We start from the raw sequence: 23,105 nt of genomic DNA on the forward strand, positions 1-23,105 counted from the left end.
GTTCAGGCGACCGGCGTGGACCGCTGCTCGCTGTCGAGCATCGCCATGTTGGCGGCGTCGAAGCGGGTGCCCGCGACCGCGTCGGACGGCACGGCTCGCTCCACGGCGGCGAGCTGCCCCTCGTCCAGCGCCAGGTCCAGGGCGCCCAGGGACTCGGCGAGCTGGTCGCGCCGCCGCGAGCCGATGACCGGCACGATGCCCGGCGAGCGCGACATCACCCAGGCGATGGCCACCTGCGAGGTGGTCGCGCCGACCTCGTCGGCGACCCGGCGCAGCGCGTCGACCAGCGCGAGGTTGCGGTCCAGGTTCTCGCCGGTGAACCGCGGGAACCCGCTGCGCCCGTCGTCGGCCGACGCGGCCCGCCGGTGGTTCCACCGGCCGGACAGCAGGCCGCGGGCGAGCACGCCGTAGGCGGTGATGCCGACGCCGAGTTCGTCCGCCGCGGGCAGGATCTCGGCCTCGATCGACCGGGACAGCAGCGAGTACTCGATCTGCAGGTCCACCACGGGGTGCACGGCGGCCGCGCGGCGCAGCGTGTGCGCCCCGACCTCGGACAGGCCGATGTGCCGGACCCAGCCGGCCCGCACCAGCTCGGCGATCGCGCCGACGGTCTCCTCGATCGGCACGTCCGGGTCCAGCCGCGCGGGCCGGTAGACGTCGACGTGGTCGACGCCGAGCCGCTGGAGCGTCTGGGCCAGCGAGTTCTTCACCGCGGCCGGGCGGCAGTCCACGCCCAGGATGCCGCCGGCCGGGTCGCGCAGGACGCCGAACTTCACGCTGAGCACGAGCTGGTCGCGGTCGTGCTCGCGCAGGACCTCGCGCAGCAGCAGTTCGTTGTGCCCGCTGCCGTAGAAGTCGCCGGTGTCCAGCAGCGTGACGCCCGCCTCGATCGCGGCGTGCGCGGTGGCGATGCCTTCGGCCCGGTCGGCGGGACCGTAGAAATCCGACATGGACATGAGCCCGAGGCCCAATGCGGAAACACTGGGTCCGGTTGCTCCGAGTCGTCGCAGCTCCATTGCACCAGGATGCGCGGTCGGCGCGTGGTGGGCGAAGCCCCGGACACCTACTCTGTCAGGTGCCCGAATTCGGTTCCAATTCGCATTACCCACTTTTCACCGATGTCAAACTGAATGCCATGAATGCGCCTTCACCAGGAATTACCTACCCTGTTCGGGTGATCGAATCCCCGGCCGCGTCGGGCGTTCGGGACGGCCGGTACGCTGAGAGGAGTTCGCTTATCGGTGGTGAAGGGGTATCTGGTGTACCAGACCGTTACCGAGGTCCGCATCGGCGATTTGATCGACCTGCTGGCGCACAAGGCGCCGATGAGCGAGTTCGAAAGAATGATCGACCAGGCACGGCTGGGAGGCGCCCCGGACGACGAGCTCGCCGGGCTGGAGGCGGCGGCCCGGCAGTGCCTGCGCATCGCCGCGCAGGCGGAGGGCAGCAGGCGGCGCGAGGCCGGGCTGGACGCCCTGGTCGACGCGGCCCGCGAGCTGGCGGTCCCCTACGACCTGGACACGCTGCTCCAGGTGACCACCCGGCGCGCCCGCCACCTGCTCGGCATGGACATGGCCTACATCGCGCTGCTGGACGAGGAGCACGGCTACGTCCGCGTGCACGCCGCCGACGGCCACACCTCCTCCTTCAGCGTCGGCGCCCGGCTGCCCGCCGCCAACGGCCTCGGCGTGCTCGGCCAGTCCGGCGCCGGGCCGTACTGGACCTCCGACTTCCTCGCCGACGACCGGGTCGAGCACAACGAGGCGTTCGACGAGCTGGTGCGGGCCGAGGGCCTGCACGCCCTGGTCGCCGCGCCGCTGAACTACGGCGCGCGGCTGCACTGCTCGGTGCCGAGCGGCGTGCTCTACGCGGCCAGCAGGCACGTCCGCCACTTCACAGCCGACGAGCGCTCGCTGCTGGCGTCCCTGGGCACGCTGGCCGGGATGTTCATCGAGCACACCAGGCTGCGCACCGAGGCCGAGGAGCGGGCGAAGGAGCTGGAGGTGCGGCTCGACCGCTCGCGAGCGCGGGAGGCGGAGGCCCGGGAGGTGGGCGAGGTCCGGGACCGGATGGTCGACCTGGTGCTCGCCGGCGCGAACCTGCACGACCTGGTCGTGGAGGCGCGCGGCTGCCTCGGGGCCGCCGTGGCGGTCTGCTCGGTGGACGGGCGGGTGCTGGCGGCGGCGGGCTCGCTGCCCGGCGAGCCGGACCCGCTCGCGGTCGCGGCGGCGCTCGACGCGGGCGGCGACGAGCCCGTGCCCCTCGGGGATGGCCTGTGGGTGGCGCCGGTCCGCGCGGGCGCGCGGTGCGTCGGCTCGGTGCTGGTGCCGTCGGGCTCCGGACCGGACGCCGGCGGCCGGCAGGTACTGCGGGCGGTGGCGCGGTCGGTCGCCCTCCTGCTGCGCGAGGACGTGGCCAACGGTCCGCGCGCGCAGCTGCACGAGTGCCTGCTGGAGGACATGCTGGCGGCGCGGCACCAGGCGCCGCGGCAGCTGGACGAGCGGGCGCGGCGGGCCGGGGTCGACCTGGACCGGTCGCACGTGCTGCTGGTCGCCAGGCCCGAGGGCGGGGTGTCGGGCCGCGTCGACGCCTGGACGTCGGCGTACGCGCTGCGCGCAGGCGGCCTGCGGAACTCGCGCGGCGACCACGTGGTGCTGCTGGTGCCCGGTGAAGCGCCGGGCGAGACGGCCAAGCGGGTGTCGGCCGAGCTGACCGAGGCCGCGGGCTCGCCGGTGTCGGTCGGCGCGGCCGGGCCGCTGTCCGGCGCGGCGGCGGTGCACGACGGCTACCAGGAGGCGGTGCGGTGCGTGGACGCCATCACCGCCCTCGGCGCGATCGGCGGCGCGGCGTCGACCCGGGAGCTGGGCTTCGTCGGCGTGCTGCTGTCCGACGACCACGACGTGGCCGGGTTCATCGACGCCGCGGTGGGACCGCTGCTCGACTACGACCAGGAGCGCTACACCGACCTGGTGCCCACGCTGGAGGCGTACTTCGAGGAGGGCGGCAGCCCCACCTACGCCGCCGGGCGGCTGCACGTGCACACCAACACGGTCACCCGCCGGTTGGACCGGATCAAGGAGCTGCTGGGCCCGGAGTGGCAGAAGCCGGAGCGCGCCCTGGACCTCCAGCTGGCGCTGCGGCTGCTGCGCGTGCGCGGGTCCCTGCTCGGCCCCGGCGCGGACGGGGGTGCGTCGGCGGGCGCCCGCTGATGACGCCCGCCGACGCGGCGGTCAGTCCCGGATGACGGTCTTGGTGCGCATCAGGAACTCACCGAGGTAGTTGTCGTGCGGCACGCCGGGGCGGGTCCAGTAGGTGGCGTGGTCCCCGAGGTGGACGTTGCTGATGCTCGGCTCGTCCACCAGGCGGCCCACCAGCTCCTCGTCGCGGGTGAGCGCCGTGAGCACCAGCGAGCCCCGCAGCGGCGCCACGCCCGCTTCCCGCGTCCACGGCGCGATCCAGACGCAGGGGAACGCCAGCTCGGTGCCGGTCTGCGGCGCGTCCGGCCGGTCCACCTGGTGCACCGCGGGCCGCAGCGCGGCACTGCCGTCGCCCAGCTCGTCCACGATCCCGTCGCCGCCCAACCACGCCCGGGAACCCTTGGCCTGGGCCAGCAGGTAGCGCTCGACGGTCCGGGCGGTCTCCAGCGGCTGCACCGACAGCACCGCCTTCTCGTCCTGCGGCGGCAGCGTCGGGATGGCGGCCAGGCGCTCGGCCACGGCCTCGGCCAGCGGCGCCGGGTCGCCCTCCACGAACACCGCCGTCGCGTTGATGCAGGCGACGCCGCCCTGGTGGCTGATCGAGTCGACGATCGTGTCCAGGTGGTCGCGCCAGTCCACGTCCGCGGTGACCAGGATCTTCGACCGGCCCGGCCCCTGCGGCAGCACGTGCGGGCTGCCGGCGTACTTGCGCACGACGTCGTCGCCGCCGTACACCAGCCCGAGGTCGGCGCCCCGGAGCACTTCGCCCGCCACGTCGTGGTCGGTCGGCAGCAGCACGACCTGGTCGTCCCGGAACCCGGCCAGCCGCAGCGCGGTGACCAGGCGGTGCGGGGTGAACGGCTCGCGCCGGGACGGCCGCACCGCCACCCGGTAGCCCAGGGCCAGCGCCTCCAGCCACAGCGCGTGCGGCCCGGGGTGGTTGCCGGCCGCGTGCACCGCGAAGACGTCGCCGCGCCGCGTCCACACCGCGCTGCCGCCCCGCGTGGCCGGGTCGTGCCAGTCGTCGGCGGCGCCCGCGGGCCTGGCCTGGTAGGCGCTGTCGCCCGCCTTCCCGGCCGCCTCCACGATGCCCTCGGTGGCGTAGCGGACCACGGAGATCGGCACGCCCGAGACGCGGCTGACGAGGTGCTGGTACTCGGCGAAGGTCAGCCCGTCGACCACCTCCTCGGCGAAGATCCGCCCGGCGCGGGCCAGCGCTGTGACCCGCTCCTCGACCGGCGGCGTGTCGGCGGCGCGCAGTGCGGCCAGCGCCCGGCTGACGTAGATCGCGGGCACCAGGCTCAGCTCGGCCACGGGCGTGCCCGCCAGGTCGTTCACGGTCAGCCGCTTGCGCGCGCGGTAGGGCCCGGTCGGGCCCAGCGCGTCCAGCTGGATGGGATCGGTGGTCATCGACTACCTCCGGTGGTTGCCCGGTCGGGGCGGGTCAGTACACGCCCTCGATGACGGCCTCGTCGTCGAACTCGCGCACCGGCGCCACGTCCGCCACCGAGTCGCCGACCTGGCCGGGCAGCGGCTCGACGCGGATCGCGGTGTCGCGTTCGAGGTTCTCCGGCAGCAGCAGGCTCTTGCTGACGTGGTTCATCACGACCTGCCCCCGCGTGCCGTAGGGCACGGTCGCGCCGGTGTCCGGGTCGACCACCCGGAACGTCATGTAGGGCGAGAACGGGTCGTAGACGCACGGGTCGTCGTCGGTGAGGCCGGGTCGCTCGCTCGCGTTGCCGAGGATCATCGTGCTGCCGAAACCGCTGTACAGCACCACGCCCGGGAAGACCTCGGTGCGCATCAGGTGCCGCGTGTCCGGGTCCATCTGCGTGCCGACCCAGTTGATGGCCTTCACCTTCTCGTTGACCAGCTTGACCAGGTCGTCGCGCCGGGCCACCCGGTCCAGCACCGGCGGGGTGATCATCAGCACGCCGATGTCCTGGGTCTCCAGCAGGTACCCGATCTGCTCCACGATGTGCTCGGCGTAGGCGCCCGCCTCCTCGGCCCGGCCCGCCGAGATCAGCCGCTTCACCCAGCGCGGGTCGAGGTCGATGGCGAACGCGACGCCGCCGCGGTGCGCGGTCTGGTGCGCGATCACCGGGCCGACCATGTGCGGCCCGCTCGGGACGGCGTTGAGCCAGTTGACGCCGTGCGGCACGCCGTGGCCGTCCAGCTGCGCGCTGCTCCAGGAGATGAGCCGGTCCAGCCAGTCGCGCATCAGCACGACCCGCTTCGGCGCGCCGGTGGTGCCGCCGCTCTCGTACACGCCGACCACGTCGGGGCGCGGGCCGTAGCCGCGCGGGACCAGGTCCTCGGCCCGGACGTGGCGCAGCTCGTTGGCGACGTTGGGGAACAGCTTGAGGTCGTCCACCCCGCGCACGTCGTCGACCGGGGAGAACCCGAGCGACCCGGCGCGGGCGAGCCAGAACGGCGACCCGGTCTCCGGGGAGAAGTGCCACCGCATCGCGGCTCGCACCAGTTCGTCGGGATCGGGCTGGACGTCGTGCGGCAGGTCTAGCACGGATTCGACGGTGGCCACGGTTCTCCTTCCGGGACGGGCGGTCGCGCGACAGCAGCGGCGCCCCACCATCGTCGGGCGGTCGCCGGCGCGCGGTCCAGGTCGGCGGCGGGAGTCTGTCAGCTCGTCAGGGCAGGTGCACGCCCGCGCCGCCCGGTGCGGGCGGTTCCGGCGCGCGGTCCAGCTCGAAGCCGAACCACTTCCGGTACGCGGCAAGCAGTTCCGCCGCGCTCGTCAAGTCCTCTGTGGACTTCTCGCCGTCGTGCACGACGGTCAGCCGGTTGCCCTTGATGACCACGCGACCGGTGTCGGTGTTCAAGGCGCAGAACACCTCCTGGAGGAACGGCGACTCGGGTGCGGTGCGGTACCACCACAGGGTCGGCGCCAGGTCCTCGGACGTCACCGGGCGGTCGTCCACCCGGTACAGCGGCCGGCCGTCGAGCAGCACGTCCACCTCGCCGCCGCCCGCGTCGACCAGCAGGTAGGCGCCGTGCGGGTCCTGCTGCTCCTCCCGCACGTCGAACGCGAGGGGGTGCAGGCTGTTGCGGCCGAAGCCGGTGTCGACCAGGTACCGCTCGTCCCCCAGCCGGACCCGCACCGCCAGGTGGCACAGCGGCGGGCCGAGCACCCCGTCGCGGTACACCCGGCCGGGCACCAGGTCGGCGGTGAAGCCGAGCGCTCGCAGCAGCAGGGCGAACGCCGGGTTGGTCTCGTAGCAGCCGCCGCCGCGCCCGCGGCGCACGATCTTGTCCAGCACCCGCTCGTCGGTGTGGACGTCCTCGCCCAGGTGGTAGCCCAGGTTCTCGAACGGCACCGCCCGGACGTGGCGCTCCTGCAGGTGGCGCAGGGCCGGGAGGTCGGGGCGCTCCGGCCGCACCGCGCCGATGCGGTCCAGGTACGCCTGCGCCGTGCCGTGGTCCATTCCGGTCCCTCCACTCTCCGGTCAGGACACGTGCCGCAGCTCGTGCCCGGTCAGGTCGGTGAGCGCGGCCACCGCGTGCGCGGCGGAGGCCAGCGTGGCGTGCCGGTTCCACCCGGCGAACGAGCGGCCGGCGAAGTCGCGGATGCCCACCCGCTCGGAGTACCGGGTGAAGTCCCGGTCCACCACGTCCACCAGGCGGGTCAGCGGGGCCAGCGCGGCGGGCTTGGCGGTCACCAGGTTGGTGAGCCACAGCTGGCCCGGCCACTCGCGGTCGACCCGGCCGACGCCGAGCAGCGCCAGGTCGCCGGGGCCCGCGGGCTGGGGGCCGTGTGGCAGCGCGACGCGGGCGGTCGCCGCCACCGTCGGCCGCGGCGCGGGCACGAAGGCCCGCCGGTCGCGGACCGCGCTCGCGATCCGGTCCGCCGGGTTGGGCTCGTGGCTGTGCCCGGCCAGCCCGGCGTCGGCCGCGAGCAGGTGCTGCCCCGGGCAGATCCGCACCAGGAACGGCGTCCGGGCGGCGCGCAGCCGGCGGACCATGGCCACCACGTCCACGTCGCGGCCGTCGAAGACGACCGGTCGCACCGGGAAGTCGTTGCGGGCGCCGGTGCCCAGGTAGACCTCGGTGGCGCAGTCGGTGAACGTCTCCGGCCGCACGTCGTCGGGGATCGCGGCCCGGCGCCGCCGCCGCTCGTCGTCCAGCCACGTGCGCGGCAGGTACAGCCGCCAGTTCACCGGCACCGCGACCTCGTCGGAGGCCAGCCACACGCCGAACGCCTGCTGCGCGTTGAGGGACTGCCCCTGCTCCAGCCGGAACCGCCTGCCCACACCCACCGAGTGGACCCCCGCCTTGGGGATGACGGTCGGCCGCACCACCCACGCCCGCAGCGGCACGACCCGCCGGACGTAGTTCGCCAGCGCCCGGCGCACGGGGGCGACGTCCCAGGTCGAATCGCTGACGAAGTGGTGCAGGTACTGCTCGGCCGCGGGCCTGCCGACCGCCGCGGCGATGTTCCTGATCGACTTGCGCCCGTCGGCGGTCAGCAGGCCGCGGACGTACTCCAGGCCCTTGCCCCGCTGGTCCCTCCTGGGCAAGGACGCGAAGAGGGCGGAGCCCAGCTCCGCCAGGAGTGCTTCACGCGGTCCGGTCCACGTTCCCTCGCGCTGCGCGCCGTTGCGCGGTAACAGCATCTCAACCCTTCCGAAACCCGGTCGACTCTTCTGGGTCTCCAAGGTCCCGCGCGGCCGGCGGCACTGCCTAGGTAGGCGGAGCACCACAATCCGGGGGTGGGTGGTGACGCGCCACCACAACGGCGTCGCACACGTGATCTACATCACAATTCGTCACCCGCCGAAGTGGTTTGACGGTGCGTCCCGGCCACCACGATGGTCACGGCCGCAGCACCACCCGCCGGCCGCGCAGCTCGCCGCGTTCCATCCGGGCGTGCGTCCGGGCGGCGGCGCTCAGCGGTAGCTCCTCCACCTCACGCGGGCGCAGCGCGCCGCGCGCGAGCAGGGCGTTGACGGCCCGCGCCGCCTCGGCCAGCTCGGCCGTGGTCGCGTGCGAGATGACGAAGCCGACGACCGACCGGTCGGCCGTGTAGAGGGCGCCGGCGGGCAGCACCGGCTCGGTGCGCGCGCCCGCGAGCACCACCACCCGACCCCGGTGCGCCGCCAGGTCCAGGGCCGTGCGCAGGTCGTTGTGGCCGGAGCAGTCCAGCTGGACGTCCACGCCGTCCGGGCACGCCCGGCGCACCCCGTCCGCGAGCGCCGGGTCCCGGTAGTCGAACACCTCGGCCGCGCCCAGCTCCCGGCAGCGCTCGGCGTCCCGTGCCGAGGCGGTGGCGATCACCCGGGCGCCCGCGGCCGCGGCCAGCACGACCATCGCGCTGCCGACGTTGCCACCGGCGCCCGCGACCAGCACGGTGTCGCCGAGGCGGGCGCGGCCGTGCGTGAACAGGCCGAGGTAGGCCGTGACCGCCGGGTGCACGACCGCGACGGCGTCCGCGTCGGGCACGCCCTCCGGCAGGTGGTAGAGGCGGTCCGCCGGCACCACGGCCCGCTGCGCGGCGGCGCCCTGCCGACCGCCGTGCCCCAGGCTGTTGCACCACACCCGGTCGCCGACGGCGAACCCGGCGACGCCCGGACCGCTCGCCACGACCGTGCCCACCAGGTCGCGGCTGATCACGAACGGGAAGTCGACCGGGGTCCGGAAGGCCCCGGAGCGGACGAAGGTGTCGACCGGGTTCACCGTGGTGGCCGAGACCTCCACCAGCACGTCGGTCGGACCGGGGACGGGGTCGGGCAGCTCGCCGGAGCGGATCTCCTCCGGCGCGCCCAGTCTGGTGATGAACGCCGCCTGCATGGGAACCCATTGTGGCCGCGCGGCTCGCGCCCGCCGACCACGCGCCGCCGCTTCCGTCAGGTCGGCCGCCTGACCTGACTTACCCCCGGCCCCGTCGCTTGACCGCCACCTCCGCACCGCTGACACGCTCGTCGCCATGACCAATGCGGGAACCGAGCGAGCCGTCATCTTCCGAACCGAGGCACGGGAGTTCGTCGCCGCCCCACCGGAGCGGGTCTACGACGTCGTGAGCGACCTGCCGCGCAGCGCCGAGTGGAGCGTGGAGTGCGTTGGCGGGCAATGGGTCTCAGGCGAACCGCGCACCGTCGGCGCCGTCTTCCGGGGTGAGAACGAGCGCGCCGCGGACGTCGTCGCGTGGGCGCCGGTCGTGCGCGGCCGGTGGCACACGGAGGCCGAGGTCGTCGCCGCCGAGCGCGGGCGGACGTTCCGCTGGGCCATGCGCACCAGGGCCGGTGAGCGCCAGGACAGCGTGTGGGGCTTCGACGTGCTGCCCGCCGACGGCGGGAGCGTCCTCGTGCACCACTTCCGGATGGGCGCGCCGACCGAGGGCATCCGGCAGATCACCGCCGACATGGACGAGGCCGCGGTGCGGCGCTTCTACGCCGACTGGGGCGCGAAGCTGGAGCGCGACCTGGCCACCACCGCGGCCCGCGTCAAGGCCGTCATCGAGCGCGGCTGACCGGGCGCCGCCCGGGAGGACGCCGACCGCACGTCCCCACCCACTTCGCGAGGTGAGCAGATGTTCCTGCAACGATGGGCGAACCGCGGCATCCGGTTGGGCACGCTGTTCGAACGCGCCGCCGCCCGGCACCCCACCAACGTCCTGATCCTCGACCACGACCTGCAGATCGCGCCGGAACTGGGCAGGCGCGCCACCATCCCCGAGGTCGCCGACCTCGTGGACGACTACGCCGCCCGGCTGCGCGCGGCCGGGGTGCGCCCCGGCGAGCGGGTGGTGGTGCACAAGTCCGACGGGTTCGACATCATGCTGCTGGCCTGCGCGGCGGCGCGGGCGGGCGCCGTGCCGGTGCTGCTCTCGCCCCAGCTGGACGGCGGCACGGTCGCCGAGCTGGTGCGGCGCGTCGGCCACCCGCACCTGGTGACCGACCAGGCCAAGCTGGACCACGACCTGCCGCCGTCGGTCTTCGACGAGGCCCGGCAGGTGCTGCTCACCGAGGGCTCGCACGCCGGCGCGGTGGAGCTGCGCTCGCTGGCGGGCGCGCCGCGGGTGGCGCCGACGATCCTGCCGCCCGGGCGGCCGACGCTCATCACGCACACCTCGGGCACCACCGGGACGCCCAAGCTGGCCGTCCACACCGGACGGACGCTCCAGGCGCGCTACCGGCCGCAGGCGGCGATCACCAAGCCGCTGCTGCCCGGCCGGGAGACCATCGCGATCCACGTCTCGTTCGTCCACTCGCGACTGGTCACCGCCCTGGCGATCTCGCTGCTGCGCGGGTGGCCGGTCGTCGTGCTCGCGGACGCCGACCCGGCGCGCACGGCCGACCTGTTCGCCCGCGTGCGCCCCGGCATCCTCGAAGCGCACCCCAACTCGCTGATGGACTGGGAGGGGCTGGCCGACGACCCGCGCGGCCCGCTGGCGAACGTGAAGCTGTTCAGCAGCACGTTCGACGCGATCCACCCGCGGACCGTGCACCGGCTGCTCGGGGCGTCGGAGCGCCGGCTGCCGGTGTTCGGGCAGCTCTACGGCCAGAGCGAGATCGGGCCCGCGGTGGTGCGCGGCTTCACCCGCCGCCGCTCGCCCAAGGCCGACGGCCGCTGCGTCGGGATGCCGTTCCCCGGCATGACCGGCGTCCGAGTGGTCGGCCGCGACGGGCGGCGCGCGTCGAAGGAGGACCCCGGCTTCATCGAGGTCCGCAGCGACGGCCGGATCGCCACCTACCTCGGCGAGCAGGGCCGCTACGACCGGCAGGTCACCGACGGGTGGTGGCGCATGGGCGACGTCGGCTACCGCACCCGGTGGGGCTGCCTGCACCTGCTGGACCGCGAGGTGGACGTGATCGACGGCTTCGGCAGCACCCTGGCCGCCGAGGACACCCTGTTCGACCGGTTGCCGGACCTGACCGAGGTGATCATCGTCCCGGCGCCGGACGGCCGGGCGCAACCGGTGGTGTGCACCAAGGACGACAAGCCACTCGACCAGTGGGCCTGGCGCGCGGCGGTCACCGGGATGCCGGAGATGCGCGAGCCGGTCCAGTGGAAGCTCGCGGACCTGCCGCAGACCGCCACCACCAAGGTCAAGCGGTTGGAACTGGCCCGCATCCTGGCCAACGGCGCCGACCGGTGACCCCGGTCGACCACGACGGGCGGAGCAGACCATGGCAGAGGTAGTAGTGGTCGGTGGCGGGATCGGCGGACTGGCCGCCGCCACCGCCGTGGCACGGCGGGGGCACCGGGTCGTCGTGCTCGAACGCGCGGACCGGTTCGCCGAGATCGGCGCGGGCATCCAGATCGCGCCCAACGGCATCCACGCGCTCGACGCGCTCGGTGTCGGCGCGTCGGTGCGCGCCACCGCCGTCTACATCGACGAGTTGCGGTTCATGGACGGCACCACGGACGAGCACGTGGTGAGCATGCCGCTGACCGAGGGGTACCGCGCCCGGTTCGGCAACCCCTACGTGGTGGCGCACCGCGCCGAGCTGCACGCGTCCCTGCTGGACGCCTGCCGCTCGATGCCGGGCGTGCGGCTGCGGGTCGGTTGCGCGGCGGTCGGCTACGAGCAGGACGGCGCGAGGGCCACCGTCGTGCTCGCGGGCGGCGAGCGGGTCACCGGCGACGCGGTGATCGGCGCGGACGGCATCCGCTCGGCGATCCGCCGGCAGCTCGTCGGCGACGGCGAGCCGGTGGTGTCCGGGCACACCGCGTACCGCGCCCTGATCCCGATGGCCGACGTGCCGCCGGAGCTGCGGTGGAACGCGGTGACCTGGTGGGCGGGCCCCGGGCGGCACTTCGTGCACTACCCGATCAACGGCGGCCGGACGTTGAACCTCGCGGTCATCCACGAGGACGGCGCGACCGAGGCGGTCAACGGCGTGCCGGTGGGCACACCGCACGTGCGCCGGCTGTTCGACGGGTTCGGGCCGACCGCCCGGCGGCTGCTGGCGCTGGGCGACGACTTCCGCGCCTGGGGACTGGTCGACCGCGACCCGGTGGACACGTGGGTCGACGGCCGGGTGGTGCTGCTCGGCGACGCCGCGCACCCGATGCTGCACTTCGCCGCGCAGGGCGCCTGCCAGGGGCTGGAGGACGCCGTGGTGCTCGGCGGGCTGCTCGACAGCGGCGCGGAGGCGTTCCCGGAGCGGTTCCGCCGGTACAACGCCGTGCGGCGGGAGCGGACCGCCGACGTGCAGCGGGTGTCCCGGCGCAGCACGGTGCTGTGGCACCCGGAGGGCGCCCGGGCGCGGGCGCGCAACGCCGCCCTCGCCGCGTTGACGCCCACCGAGCTGCACGACCGGGTCGCGTGGCTGCACCGGGCGGCGGTGCCCGCCGGCGCCGGGACGGCGGTGGCGCGGTGAACGGGTCGCTGGCGGTGTGCGTCGTCGGGATGGGACCGCGCGGCCTGTCCGTGCTGGAACGCCTGTGCGCCAACGAACGCGCGCGACCGCGCCACGAGGCGGTCACCGTGCACGTGGTCGACCCGGCGCCGCCGGGGCCCGGCTCGGTGTGGCGGACCACCCAGTCGCGCCTGCTGCTGATGAACACGGTCGCGTCGCAGATCACCGTCCACACCGACGCGAGCACTCGCATCGAGGGTCCGATCGAACCCGGTCCCACCCTCTACGAGTGGGCGCGGGGTCTCACCCGGCACGAAGACCCGGAGGTGCTGGCCGAGGCGAAGGCGCTCGGACCGGACAGCTACCCGACGCGCGCCTTCTACGGCAGCTACCTGGCGGCGGCGTTCGACCGGGTGGTGGCGACCGCGCCGGCCGGCGTCACGGTGCGGGTGCACCGCTCGCGGGCGGTCGCGATGGCCGACACCCACGGCGCGTCCGGCGGACCGCAGGGCGTCCGGCTGGAGGACGGCACCCGCGTCCACGACCTGGACGCGGTCGTGCTCGCCCAGGGCCACCTGCCGACCCGCCCGTCGCCGCGCGAGGCCCGCACCGCCAGCCTGGCCCGCATCCACGGCCTGACCTACCTGACCCCGGCGAACCCGGCGGACGTCGACCTCGACGTCGTGCCCGCGGGCGAGCCGGTCCTGCTGCGCGGTCTGGGGTTGAACTTCTTCGACCACATGGCCCTGCTGACCCTCGGTCGCGGCGGCGCGTTCGCCCGGGACGGCGACCGGCTGGTGTACCGGCCGTCCGGGCGGGAACCGCACCTCGTCGCGACGTCCCGGCGCGGCATCCCGTACCACGCGCGCGGCGAGAACCAGAAGGGCGCGCACGGCAGGCACACGCCGAGGGTGTTCACCGCCGACGTGGTCGCCGAGCTGCGCCGACGTGCCGCGACCGACGACCGGGTGTCCTTCGGGGTGGACGTGTGGCCGCGGATCGCCGTCGAGGTGGAGAGCGTCTACTACGGCACGCTGCTGAGGTCCCGGGGGCGGCCGGCCGACGGCGACCGGCTGGCCGAGCGGTACGCCGCCGCGCGCACCGCGACGGCGCGGTCGCGGCTGCTGGACGAGCACGGCGTCGCGCGGGCCGACCGGTGGGACTGGGAGTCGATCTCCCGGCCGCACGGGGACCGGCGCTTCGCCGACCGCGCCGACTTCCGCGACTGGTTGCTCGGCCACCTGGCGCGCGACGTCGAGGAGGCCAGGCGGGGCAACGTCGACGGCCCGCTCAAGGCCGCCCTGGACGTGCTGCGGGACCTGCGCAACGAGATCCGGCTGGTGGTGGACCACTGCGGCCTGGACGGCGGCTCCCACCGCGACGACCTCGACGGCTGGTACACCCCGCTCAACGCGTTCCTGTCCATCGGCCCGCCGGCGCGGCGCGTCGAGGAGATGATCGCCCTGGTCGAGGCCGGTGTGCTGGAGCTGACCGGGCCCGGCGCCGTGCTGTGGCTGGACACCGGGGAGGACCCGGCGTTCGTCGCCGAGTCGCGCGAGGTCCCCGGTCCGCCGGTGCGGGCGCGGGTGCTGATCGAGGCGCGGCTGCCGGAACCGGACCTGCGGCGCACCGAGGACCCGCTGATGCGGCACCTCCTGGCGACCGAGCAGATCCGGGCGCACCGGGTCCCGACCTCGTCCGGCTCCCACTACGAGACCGGTGGCCTGTCGGTCACCGAGCGGCCGTACCACGTGCTCGACGCCAAGGGACGCGCTCATCCGCGGCGCTTCGCGTACGGGGTGCCGACGGAGTCGGTGCACTGGGTGACGGCGGCCGGGATCAGGCCGGGCGTCGACTCGGTGACCCTGGGCGACTCGGACGCGATCGCGCAGGCCGTGCTGTCCCTGACGAGGGCGTCGCGCGCGCCGTTCACCGTGCTGCCGGTCGGTGGGCTGGAGCCGGTGCCGGAGGGGGTGATCGTGTGACCGGGTCGGATACCGGCCTGCTCTCCCCCGTGCGCGCGGGGACACCGGTGGAGGCTCTGGTGTCCGACGAGGCGTGGGTGCAGGCGATGCTGGACGCGGAGGCCGCGCTGGCCCGGGCGCAGGCGGAGTTGGGCACCGTGCCGCGGTCGGCGGCCGAGGCGATCACCCGCGCGGCCCGGGTGGAGGCGTTCGACGTGCGCGCCCTGGCCGTGGCCTCGCGGGAGACCGCCAACCCGGTCGTCGGCCTGGTCCAGGCGCTCACCGCCGCCGTGGACGCGGACGCGGCGCCGCACGTGCACCGCGGCTCCACCAGCCAGGACGTCTTCGACACCGGCGCGATGCTGGTGGCGCGGCGCGTCCTGCGCGCCATCCGGGCCGACCTGGGCCGCTGCGCGGACGCGCTGACCGACCTGGCCCGCGAGCACCGCGACACCCCCATGGTGGGCCGGACGCTGGCGCTGCACGCCGTGCCGACGACGTTCGGCCTGAAGGCGGCCGGGTGGCGCCAGTCGGTGCTCGACGCGGACCGGCGCCTGGCGGCCGTGGCCGACGCCCTGCCCGTGTCGCTCGGCGGGGCCGCGGGCACGTTGGCCGGCTACCTGGTCCACGCCGGACCGCTCGACGACCCGGCGGCCTACGCCGAACGGCTGGTCGAGGCGTTCGCCGCCGAGACCGGCCTGGCCGCGCCGCCGCTGCCCTGGCACGCCGCCCGCGCGCCCCTCGCCGACCTGGCCGCCGCGCTGGCCCTCACCGCGGGCGTGCTGGGCAAGATCGCGGTGGACGTGCAGTCCCTGGCCCGGACCGAGGTCGGCGAGGTGGCCGAACCCCACCGGCCCGGCCGGGGCGGCTCGTCGGCCATGCCGCACAAGCGCAACCCGGTCCTGACGACCTTGTTGCGCAGCGCGGCGCTCCAGGTGCCACCGCTGGCCACCGCGGTGACCCAGTGCCTGCTGGCCGAGGACGAGCGCTCCGCGGGCGCGTGGCACGCCGAGTGGCTGCCGCTGCGCGAGTGCCTGCGGTTGACCGGCGGCGCGGCGCACACCGCGGTGGAACTCGCCGAGGGGCTGGAGGTCAGGCCGGAGCGGATGCGCCGCAACCTCGACCTCACCGGCGGCCAGGTCGTCTCCGAGCGGATCGCGGCGCTGCTCGCGCCGCACCTCGGCCGGGCCGAGGCCAAGCGGTTGCTGGCGCACTGGTCCGCGCTCGCCGACCGGACCGGCCGGTCGCTGGCCGACGTGCTGGCCGACGCGCCGGAGCCGGCCGGGTCGGTCGACCCCGCCGATCGGGCGGACTGGTGCGACCCGACCCGCTACACCGGCGCGGCCGGGTCCATGGTGGACCGCGCGCTGGCCGGCGGTTCCCGCGCCACCTGACGGATTCCACCACCGCGCGTGGTGCTCCCCCGTCCCGTCGGCACATCATGGGAACACGGCGGAAACCCGTGCCGAACGATGGCCTGCCGTTCCACGAGCGTTGGGGCACAACGACAGTCGCACTCACTCAACCGTGATGGGAGACTCCTGTGGACAACGCCTTGCTCGACTTCCGGCGGGCCGCGGCGCTGCAGCAACCGGACTGGGCGGACCCGGCGGCCGTGCGCCGGGTCCGCGAGGACCTGGCCCGCTCCCCCGGCCTGGTCACCGGCGAGGAGGTGCGCGACCTGCGCGCGGCGCTGGCGCTCGTGGCCACCGGCGGCGCGCACGTGGTGCAGGCCGGTGACTGCGCCGAGGACCCGGTGGAGTGCGAGGCCGGCTACGTGGCCCGCAAGGCGGCGTTGCTGGACGTCCTCGCGGGCACCATGAAGATGATCACCCGTCGACCGGTGGTGCGGGTCGGGCGGATCGGCGGGCAGTTCGCGAAGCCGCGGTCCAAGCCGACCGAGCTGGTCGGCGGGGTCGAGCTGCCGGCGTACCGGGGGCACATGGTGAACAGCCCGGAGCCGGACCCCGAGGGGCGGCGGCCGGACCCGCGCCGGATGCTCGTCGGCTACTCCGCGGCCAGCGCCGTGATGCGGCACCTGGGCTGGGGCGGCCGCCGGCAGCGCGGCCCGATCGACCCGGTGGTGTGGACGAGCCACGAGGCGCTGCTGCTGGACTACGAGACCTCGCTGGTGCGCCGGGACGGCGGTGGCGAGGCGGTGCTGACGTCCACCCACTTCCCGTGGATCGGCGAGCGCACCCGCCAGGTGGACGGGCCGCACGTCGACCTGCTCGCCCGGGTGGCCAACCCGGTGGCGTGCAAGGTCGGGCCGACCACGACCGCGGCCGAGGTCCTGGCGCTGTGCGAGCGGCTGGACCCGCACCGCGAGCCGGGCAGGCTCACGCTGATCGCGCGGATGGGCGCCGACGCCGTCGCCGACCTGCTGCCGCCGCTGGTGGAGGCGGTGCGCGCGGCGGGCCACCCGGTGATCTGGCTGTGCGACCCCATGCACGCCAACACCGTCGTGACCCCCGACGGCCTCAAGACCCGGTACCTGAGCGCGCTCAACCGCGAGGTGGCCGCCTTCCGGGTCGCCGTGGAGGCGGCGGGCGGCGTCGCGGGCGGCCTGCACCTGGAGGCCACGCCCGACCACGTCACCGAGTGCGTGCCCGGTGAGTCCGAAGTGGACCGCGTCGGCGAGAAGTACACCAGCTTCTGCGACCCGAGGCTCAACCCGGACCAGGCGGTGGCCACCATCCACGCCTGGCGCGACTGAGCGGGAGGACACGATGACGAACGGGACGGTCGCCCTGGTCACCGGGGCGGCGGGCGGCATCGGCGCCGCCGTGGTCCGGACCCTGGCCGCCGGCGGCGCCGCGGTGGCCGCCGTGGACCGCGACGCCGACGCGCTCGCCGGGCAGGTGGCCCGGTGGAACGCCGACGGGCTGGCGGTGCGCGCCCACCCGGCCGACGTGAGCGACGCCGCTCGGGTGGAGGAGGTGGTGGCCGCCGTCGAACGCGACCTCGGGCCGATCGACCAGCTGGTCAACGCGGCCGGCGTGCTGCGCCTCGGCGAGGTGGTCGACCTGGGCGACGAGGACTGGCACACCACCATCGCGGTCAACACCACCGGCGTCTTCCTGGTCTCCCGGGCCGTGGTGCGCCGGATGACCGGGCGCCGCCGGGGCGCCGTCGTGACGGTCGCGTCCAACGCGGCGGCCACACCGCGCACGCACATGGCGGTGTACGCGGCGTCCAAGGCGGCGGCCACCATGTTCACCAAGTGCCTCGGCCTCGAAGTGGCCCGGCACGGCGTGCGGTGCAACGTGGTGGCGCCCGGCTCGACCGACACGCCGATGCTCAGCTCCATGTGGCACGACGAGACCGGGCCGCGCGGCACGATCGAGGGCAGGCCCGAGGAGTTCCGGGTCGGCATACCCCTGGGCAAGCTGGCCCGGCCCGAGGACGTGGCCGACGCCGTGGCGTTCCTGCTCTCCGACGCCGCTTCGCACATCACGCTGCACGCCCTGACCGTCGACGGCGGGGCCGCGCTCGGCGCGTGACCGCACCCGGAGGACGAAGGACATGACCGGCATCCCCCCGATCGCACCCTACCCGCTGCCGAACGCGGGCGACCTGCCCGCCAACACCGCCCGGTGGACCCCGGACCCGGACCGCGCGGTCCTGCTGGTGCACGACATGCAGCGCTACTTCCTCGCGCCGTTCCCCGACCCGCTGCGCGGGCGCCTGGTCGACGCCGCCGCCCGGCTGCGCGACCGGTGCGCGGCGCTCGGCGTCCCGGTGGCCTACACGGCGCAGCCCGGCGGCATGGACGAGCGGCAGCGCGGCCTGCTCAAGGACTTCTGGGGTCCGGGCATGCGCACCGACCCCGCCGACCGCGAGGTGGTGGCCGAACTCGCGCCCGACCCGGCCGACTGGGTGCTCACCAAGTGGCGCTACAGCGCGTTCTTCCGGTCCGACCTGCTGGACCGGATGCGGGCGCTGGGGCGCGACCAGCTCATCCTGTGCGGGGTGTACGCGCACGTCGGCGTGCTGATGACGGCGGTGGAGGCGTTCACCAACGACATCCAGGCGTTCCTGGTGGCCGACGCGGTGGCCGACTTCACGCCCGAGCACCACCGGTTGGCCGTCGAGTACGCGGCCGACCGGTGCGCCGTGGTCGTGACCGCCGAGCAGGTGCTGGACCACCTCGGCTCGCCCGCCCGCCGACAGGCGGTCGCGCGATGAGCCGGCCGCACGACCTGCTGGACGACGTGCTGGCGTCCCGGTCGCCCGCGTACGCGCTGCTGCACCGGCCGGGGACGGACCCGGACGCGGTGGACGTCCTGGTCGGCGACCTGTCCGCGCCCGAACGGCTGGCGGACCTGCCGAGGCGGCCCGGCGGCGGGCACGAGGTGCTGGCGATCGTCCCCTACCGGCAGGTCGCGGAGCGCGGGTACGCGTGCGTGGACGACGGCGAGCCGCTGATCGCGCTGAGCGTCACCGACCAGGCCGTGCTGCCGCTGGACGACGTGCTGCGGCGGTTGCCGGACGTGCCGATCGACGTGGTCGGCGGGCACTTCGACGTGGACGACGACGCGTACGCCGAGACCGTCCGCCGGGTGGTCACCGAGGAGATCGGCGCCGGTGAGGGCGCGAACTTCGTGGTCAAGCGCTCGTACGTCGCCGAGATCACCGACTACTCGCAGGCCACGGCGCTGACCCTGTTCCGCAGGCTGGTGCGCGGCGAGAGCGGCGCGCACTGGACGTTCCTGGCGCACGCCGGCGACCGCACGTTCGTCGGCGCGACCCCGGAGCGGCACGTCACCATCGACGCGGGCACGGCGGTGATGAACCCGATCAGCGGCACCTACCGCTACCCGTCGTCGGGACCCGCGCTGAGCGGGGTGATGGACTTCCTGGCCGACGTCAAGGAGTCCGACGAGCTGTACATGGTGCTGGACGAAGAGCTGAAGATGATGGGCCGCATCTGCGACACCGGCGGGCGCGTGGTCGGGCCGCGGCTGCGGGAGATGGCCAGGGTCGCGCACACCGAGTACTTCATCGAGGGCCGCACCACCCGCGACCCGCGTGACGTGCTGCACGAGACGCTGTTCGCGCCCACGGTGACCGGCAGCCCGCTGGAGAGCGCCTGCAAGGTGATCAGCAGGCACGAGCCGGCGGGCCGCGGCTACTACAGCGGGGTGATCGCCCTGATCGGCCGGGACGAGCGCGGTCGTGACGCGCTGGACTCGGCCATCCTCATCCGCACCGCCGACATCGACCGGTCGGGCACGCTGCGGATCGGGGTCGGCGCCACCCTGGTGCGCCACTCGGACCCGGAGGCGGAGGCCGCCGAGACGCGCGCCAAGGCGGCGGGGCTGCTGGCCGCGCTGCGGCGGACCGGGTTCGCCGAGCACCCGCGGGTGCGGGCCGCGCTGGAGGAGCGCAACGCCACCATCGCCCGGTTCTGGCTCGGCGAGGAGGGCACCCGGCGGCTCTCGTCGCTGGCGGGCAGGCGGGTGCTGGTCGTGGACGCGGAGGACACGTTCACGTCGATGCTCGCCCACCAGCTGCGGGCGCTGGGGCTGGACGTGTCGGTGTGCCGCTTCGACGAGCCGCACGACACGGCGGGCGCCGACCTGGTGGTCATGGGACCGGGTCCGGGCGACCCGCGCGACGGCTCGCACCCGAAGATCTCGCACCTGCGCGGCGCGGTGGACCGGCTGCTGGCCGACCGGACGCCGTTCCTGGCGGTGTGCCTGAGCCACCAGGTGCTCAGCGCGCGGCTGGGGTTGCCGCTGGTGCGGCGGGACGTGCCGAACCAGGGCGCGCAGCGGGAGATCAAGCTGTTCGGCGCGCGCGAGCGGGTCGGGTTCTACAACACGTTCGCCGCGCGCAGCCGGGACGACGTGCTGGACGTCGACGGGGCCGGCCGGGTGGAGGTGTGCCGGGACCCGGAGACCGGTGAGGTGCACGCCCTGCGCGGGGCGCACTTCGCCTCGATCCAGTTCCACGCGGAGTCCGTGCTGACCCGGAACGGGCCGCAGATCATCGGCGACCTGCTGGCGGGGCTGGCGGCGGACCTCTCGGCGGTGTGACCGGGTCGTACTTCCGGCCGATCCGGCCCGGCCACCGCGCTCGTACCATCGTCGGGTGCCGGAACCGCTGCGCTCCCTGTGGGCCGAACCCCGCCCGCCCGACGCGCCCCGGCGGGTGTGGCGGGACTGGGCGCTCGTCGGCGCGCTCGTGCCGCTCGCGCTGCTGGAGGGGTTCCTGCGGCCGGACATGCCGTGGCGGGTGCTCGCGGTGGCGATCGGGATCGCGCTGACGCCGACGCTGCTGTGGCGGCGGACCGAGCCGCTGACCGCGTTCGCGTTCGCGTTCGCCACCACCGCCCTGGCGCCGCTGCTGACCGGCGGGCAGCCGCCCGAGTCGTACGCGCTGGCGTACCTGCTGATCGTGGTCTACGCGCTGTTCCGGTGGGGTTCGGGGCGGGAGGTCGTGATCGGCGTGGCGGTGATCGTCGGCCACGCGGTGCTCGCGGTGCTGCTCGGCCACGTGAGCCCGGCGGACGGCGTCGCCGGGCTCGCCGTGACGTTCTGCGGCGCCTCGCTGGGCGCGGCGACCCGCTACCGGGCCGGGGCCCGCGCCCGGCTGGTCGACCAGGTCAAGCTGGTGGAGCGGGAACGGCTGGCGCGCGACCTGCACGACACCGTCGCGCACCACGTCTCGGCCATCGCGATCCGGGCCCAGGCGGGCCTGGCGACCGCGGCTGCCACCCCGGGCGCGGCGGTCGACGCGCTCCGGCTGATCGAGTCCGAGGCGTCCACCGCGCTGGCGGAGATGCGCGCCATGGTCCGGCTGCTGCGCCGCGACGGGCCCGCCGAGCTGGCGCCCAACCCCCGCGTCGCCGACCTGGAGCGGCTGGCCGGCCGGCCCCGGTCCGGACCGGCCGTCGAGGTGGGCATCGTCGGTGACGTGGACGGCCTGCCGACGCCGGTCGGGACCGCGATCTACCGCCTGGCCCAGGAGTCGATCACCAACGCCCGCAGGCACGCCCGGCACGCGACGCTCATCGAGGTCCGCGTCGCGGCCGACGACACCTCGGTGCGGCTGCGGGTGAGCGACGACGGCGACGGCGGCGCCCCGGCCGGGACGCCGGGCTACGGGCTGATCGGCATGGCGGAGCGCGCGAGCCTGCTGGGCGGCACCTGCGAGGCCGGTCCGAACCCCGGCCGGGGCTGGACCGTGACCGCCGTGCTGCCGCGCGCCGGGGCGTCGGTGTGAGCATCCGCGTGGTCGTGGCCGACGACCAGGAGATCGTCCGCACCGGGCTCACGATGATCCTGGACGCCCAGCCCGGCATCGAGGTCGTCGGCGAGGCGGCCGACGGCCGGCGGGCCGTGGAGGCGGCCCGGCGGCTGCGGCCGGACGTGTGCCTGTTCGACATCAGGATGCCGGGCGTGGACGGCATCGAGGCCACCTCGCTGCTGGCCGGGCCGACCGTCGCGGACCCGTTGGCGGTCGTCGTCATCACGACGTTCGACCTGGACGACTACGTGTACGCCGCGCTGCGCGCCGGCGCGCGCGGTTTCCTGCTCAAGGACGCCGGTCCGGCGCTGCTGTCCCAGGCCGTGCGCGCCGCGGCGGCGGGCGACGCGCTGATCGCGCCGAGCGTGACCGCCCGGTTGCTGACCGCCTTCGCCCGCGGCGGCCCGTCGTCGCCCGCCGCGCAGCCGGTGGAGCCGTTGACCGACCGGGAGGAGCAGGTGCTCCTGGAGGTCGCGGGTGGACGGACGAACAACGAGATCGCCGACGGGCTGCACATCACGCTGAGCACGGTCAAGACGCACGTGGCGAGCCTGATGGCGAAGCTGGGCGCCCGGAACCGGGTGGAGGTCGCGATCTGGGCCTACGAGACCGACCGCGTCCGGGGCCGGTGACCCGGCCGGAAGCACTGCCCGTCCCCGGTACTTCCGGCCGACACCGGTTCCGGTCTTGCGCCCGATGAACGGGAGCCGCCCCGTCGCCAGGATTCAGCCATGACGACGAAGACGACCGCGCGGGCCGACTGGCTGGTGCCCACGTCCCTGATCCTGTTGACCCTGGTGCCGGCGATCGCGGGGACCGCGCGGGTCGCCGAGCTGGCGAGCGCCGCCGACATCACCCCGGCCAACGAGCGCTTCTTCGCCGCGCCCCTGCCGGTGGTGCTGCACATCGTGTCGGCGACCGCCTTCTGCCTGCTGGGCGCGTTCCAGTTCGCGCCGGGCTTCCGGCGCCGGCGCCGCGCCTGGCACCGCCGGTCCGGCCGGGTCCTGGCGCCGGCCGGTCTGCTCGCGGCGCTGTCCGGCCTGTGGATGACGCTGACCTACCCGCAACCGCCCGGCGACGGTCCGCTGGTGACCGCGTTCCGGCTGGTGTTCGGCACGGCCATGGCGGTGTCGATCGCACTGGGCGTCCTGGCGATCCGGAGACGTGACGTAACCTCGCACGGCGCGTGGATCACCCGCGGTTACGCCATCGGTCTCGGCGCGGGCACCCAGGTGTTCACCCACCTGCCGTGGGCCGTTGCCGGTGTGACGCCAACGGAGTTCACCAGGGCGGTGTTGATCGCCGCCGGCTGGGTCGTCAACCTGGCGGTGGCGGAATGGGTCATCCACCGCCGGAGGTGAGAGCCCACA

Annotated in this window: 19 protein-coding genes; 13 read left to right on the forward strand and 6 right to left on the reverse strand. The window is 74.9% G+C overall.

Annotated elements, in window-relative coordinates:
- Positions 1-2: 2 nt before the first annotated feature.
- Positions 3-1,016, reverse strand: coding sequence for an aldo/keto reductase (locus tag AB0F89_RS30230; protein ID WP_367129041.1), 1,014 nt, complete (start codon positions 1,014-1,016; stop codon positions 3-5).
- Between the two features lie 243 nt (positions 1,017-1,259).
- Between AB0F89_RS30230 and AB0F89_RS30235 the strand changes: the two genes are divergently transcribed.
- Positions 1,260-3,209, forward strand: a complete 1,950-nt coding sequence (locus AB0F89_RS30235) for a helix-turn-helix domain-containing protein (protein WP_367129042.1) — start codon at positions 1,260-1,262, stop codon at positions 3,207-3,209.
- Between the two features lie 21 nt (positions 3,210-3,230).
- Here the strand turns inward: AB0F89_RS30235 and AB0F89_RS30240 are convergent, their stop codons facing one another.
- From AB0F89_RS30240 to AB0F89_RS30260, 5 genes are all read right to left on the reverse strand, one after another.
- Positions 3,231-4,607, reverse strand: coding sequence for an aldehyde dehydrogenase family protein (locus AB0F89_RS30240; RefSeq protein ID WP_367129043.1), 1,377 nt, complete (start codon positions 4,605-4,607; stop codon positions 3,231-3,233).
- A gap of 34 nt (positions 4,608-4,641) precedes the next feature.
- Entirely contained in the window at positions 4,642-5,739 is a 1,098-nt protein-coding gene (locus tag AB0F89_RS30245; RefSeq protein ID WP_367129044.1) for a phenazine antibiotic biosynthesis protein, read from the reverse strand.
- Between the two features lie 106 nt (positions 5,740-5,845).
- Positions 5,846-6,640, reverse strand: a complete 795-nt coding sequence (locus tag AB0F89_RS30250) for an arylamine N-acetyltransferase (protein WP_367129045.1) — start codon at positions 6,638-6,640, stop codon at positions 5,846-5,848.
- A gap of 21 nt (positions 6,641-6,661) precedes the next feature.
- A complete protein-coding gene (locus AB0F89_RS30255) occupies positions 6,662-7,828 on the reverse strand; it encodes an IS701 family transposase (protein ID WP_367129046.1) in 1,167 nt (388 codons plus the stop codon).
- A gap of 199 nt (positions 7,829-8,027) precedes the next feature.
- Complete coding sequence (locus tag AB0F89_RS30260; RefSeq protein ID WP_367129047.1) at positions 8,028-9,002, reverse strand: NADPH:quinone reductase; 975 nt, start codon at positions 9,000-9,002, stop codon at positions 8,028-8,030.
- A gap of 136 nt (positions 9,003-9,138) precedes the next feature.
- Between AB0F89_RS30260 and AB0F89_RS30265 the strand changes: the two genes are divergently transcribed.
- The 12 genes from AB0F89_RS30265 to AB0F89_RS30320 all read left to right on the forward strand — a co-directional run bounded on the left by AB0F89_RS30265 (position 9,139) and on the right by AB0F89_RS30320 (position 23,096).
- A complete protein-coding gene (locus AB0F89_RS30265; protein ID WP_367129048.1) occupies positions 9,139-9,681 on the forward strand; it encodes an SRPBCC family protein in 543 nt (180 codons plus the stop codon).
- Positions 9,682-9,741: 60 nt separating this feature from the next.
- Positions 9,742-11,310: an AMP-binding protein gene (locus tag AB0F89_RS30270; RefSeq protein WP_367129049.1), complete on the forward strand. Its 1,569-nt coding sequence runs from the start codon at positions 9,742-9,744 to the stop codon at positions 11,308-11,310.
- A 31-nt stretch (positions 11,311-11,341) separates the two neighbouring features.
- Positions 11,342-12,538, forward strand: a complete 1,197-nt coding sequence (locus AB0F89_RS30275) for an FAD-dependent monooxygenase (RefSeq protein WP_367129050.1) — start codon at positions 11,342-11,344, stop codon at positions 12,536-12,538.
- Positions 12,535-14,502, forward strand: a complete 1,968-nt coding sequence (locus AB0F89_RS30280) for an FAD/NAD(P)-binding protein (protein WP_367129051.1) — start codon at positions 12,535-12,537, stop codon at positions 14,500-14,502. Before AB0F89_RS30275 ends, AB0F89_RS30280 begins: the two co-directional genes overlap by 4 nt.
- Positions 14,499-15,875 (forward strand): 3-carboxy-cis,cis-muconate cycloisomerase, encoded by a 1,377-nt coding sequence (gene pcaB / locus AB0F89_RS30285; RefSeq protein WP_367129052.1) that lies wholly within the window; start codon positions 14,499-14,501, stop codon positions 15,873-15,875. The genes AB0F89_RS30280 and pcaB overlap by 4 nt, the downstream gene beginning before the upstream one ends.
- A gap of 149 nt (positions 15,876-16,024) precedes the next feature.
- Positions 16,025-17,197, forward strand: coding sequence for a 3-deoxy-7-phosphoheptulonate synthase (locus tag AB0F89_RS30290; RefSeq protein WP_367129053.1), 1,173 nt, complete (start codon positions 16,025-16,027; stop codon positions 17,195-17,197).
- A gap of 13 nt (positions 17,198-17,210) precedes the next feature.
- Positions 17,211-17,984 carry a 2,3-dihydro-2,3-dihydroxybenzoate dehydrogenase gene (locus AB0F89_RS30295; RefSeq protein ID WP_367129054.1) on the forward strand — a complete coding sequence of 258 codons (774 nt, stop codon included), beginning with the start codon at positions 17,211-17,213 and terminating at the stop codon, positions 17,982-17,984.
- 22 nt (positions 17,985-18,006) lie between these two features.
- Complete coding sequence (locus tag AB0F89_RS30300; RefSeq protein ID WP_367129055.1) at positions 18,007-18,669, forward strand: isochorismatase family protein; 663 nt, start codon at positions 18,007-18,009, stop codon at positions 18,667-18,669.
- Positions 18,666-20,522 (forward strand): anthranilate synthase family protein, encoded by a 1,857-nt coding sequence (locus tag AB0F89_RS30305; protein WP_367129056.1) that lies wholly within the window; start codon positions 18,666-18,668, stop codon positions 20,520-20,522. Before AB0F89_RS30300 ends, AB0F89_RS30305 begins: the two co-directional genes overlap by 4 nt.
- A gap of 55 nt (positions 20,523-20,577) precedes the next feature.
- Entirely contained in the window at positions 20,578-21,711 is a 1,134-nt protein-coding gene (locus AB0F89_RS30310) for a sensor histidine kinase (RefSeq protein WP_367129057.1), read from the forward strand.
- The gene (locus AB0F89_RS30315; protein ID WP_367129058.1) at positions 21,708-22,367 is read left to right on the forward strand and encodes a response regulator; all 660 of its coding nucleotides are present in this window, start codon (positions 21,708-21,710) and stop codon (positions 22,365-22,367) included. The genes AB0F89_RS30310 and AB0F89_RS30315 overlap by 4 nt, the downstream gene beginning before the upstream one ends.
- A 99-nt stretch (positions 22,368-22,466) precedes the next feature.
- Positions 22,467-23,096, forward strand: a complete 630-nt coding sequence (locus AB0F89_RS30320; RefSeq protein ID WP_367129060.1) for a DUF2306 domain-containing protein — start codon at positions 22,467-22,469, stop codon at positions 23,094-23,096.
- Positions 23,097-23,105 lie beyond the last annotated feature (9 nt).

Source organism: Saccharothrix sp. HUAS TT1 (assembly GCF_040744945.1).
Taxonomy (GTDB): Bacteria; Actinomycetota; Actinomycetes; order Mycobacteriales; family Pseudonocardiaceae; genus Actinosynnema.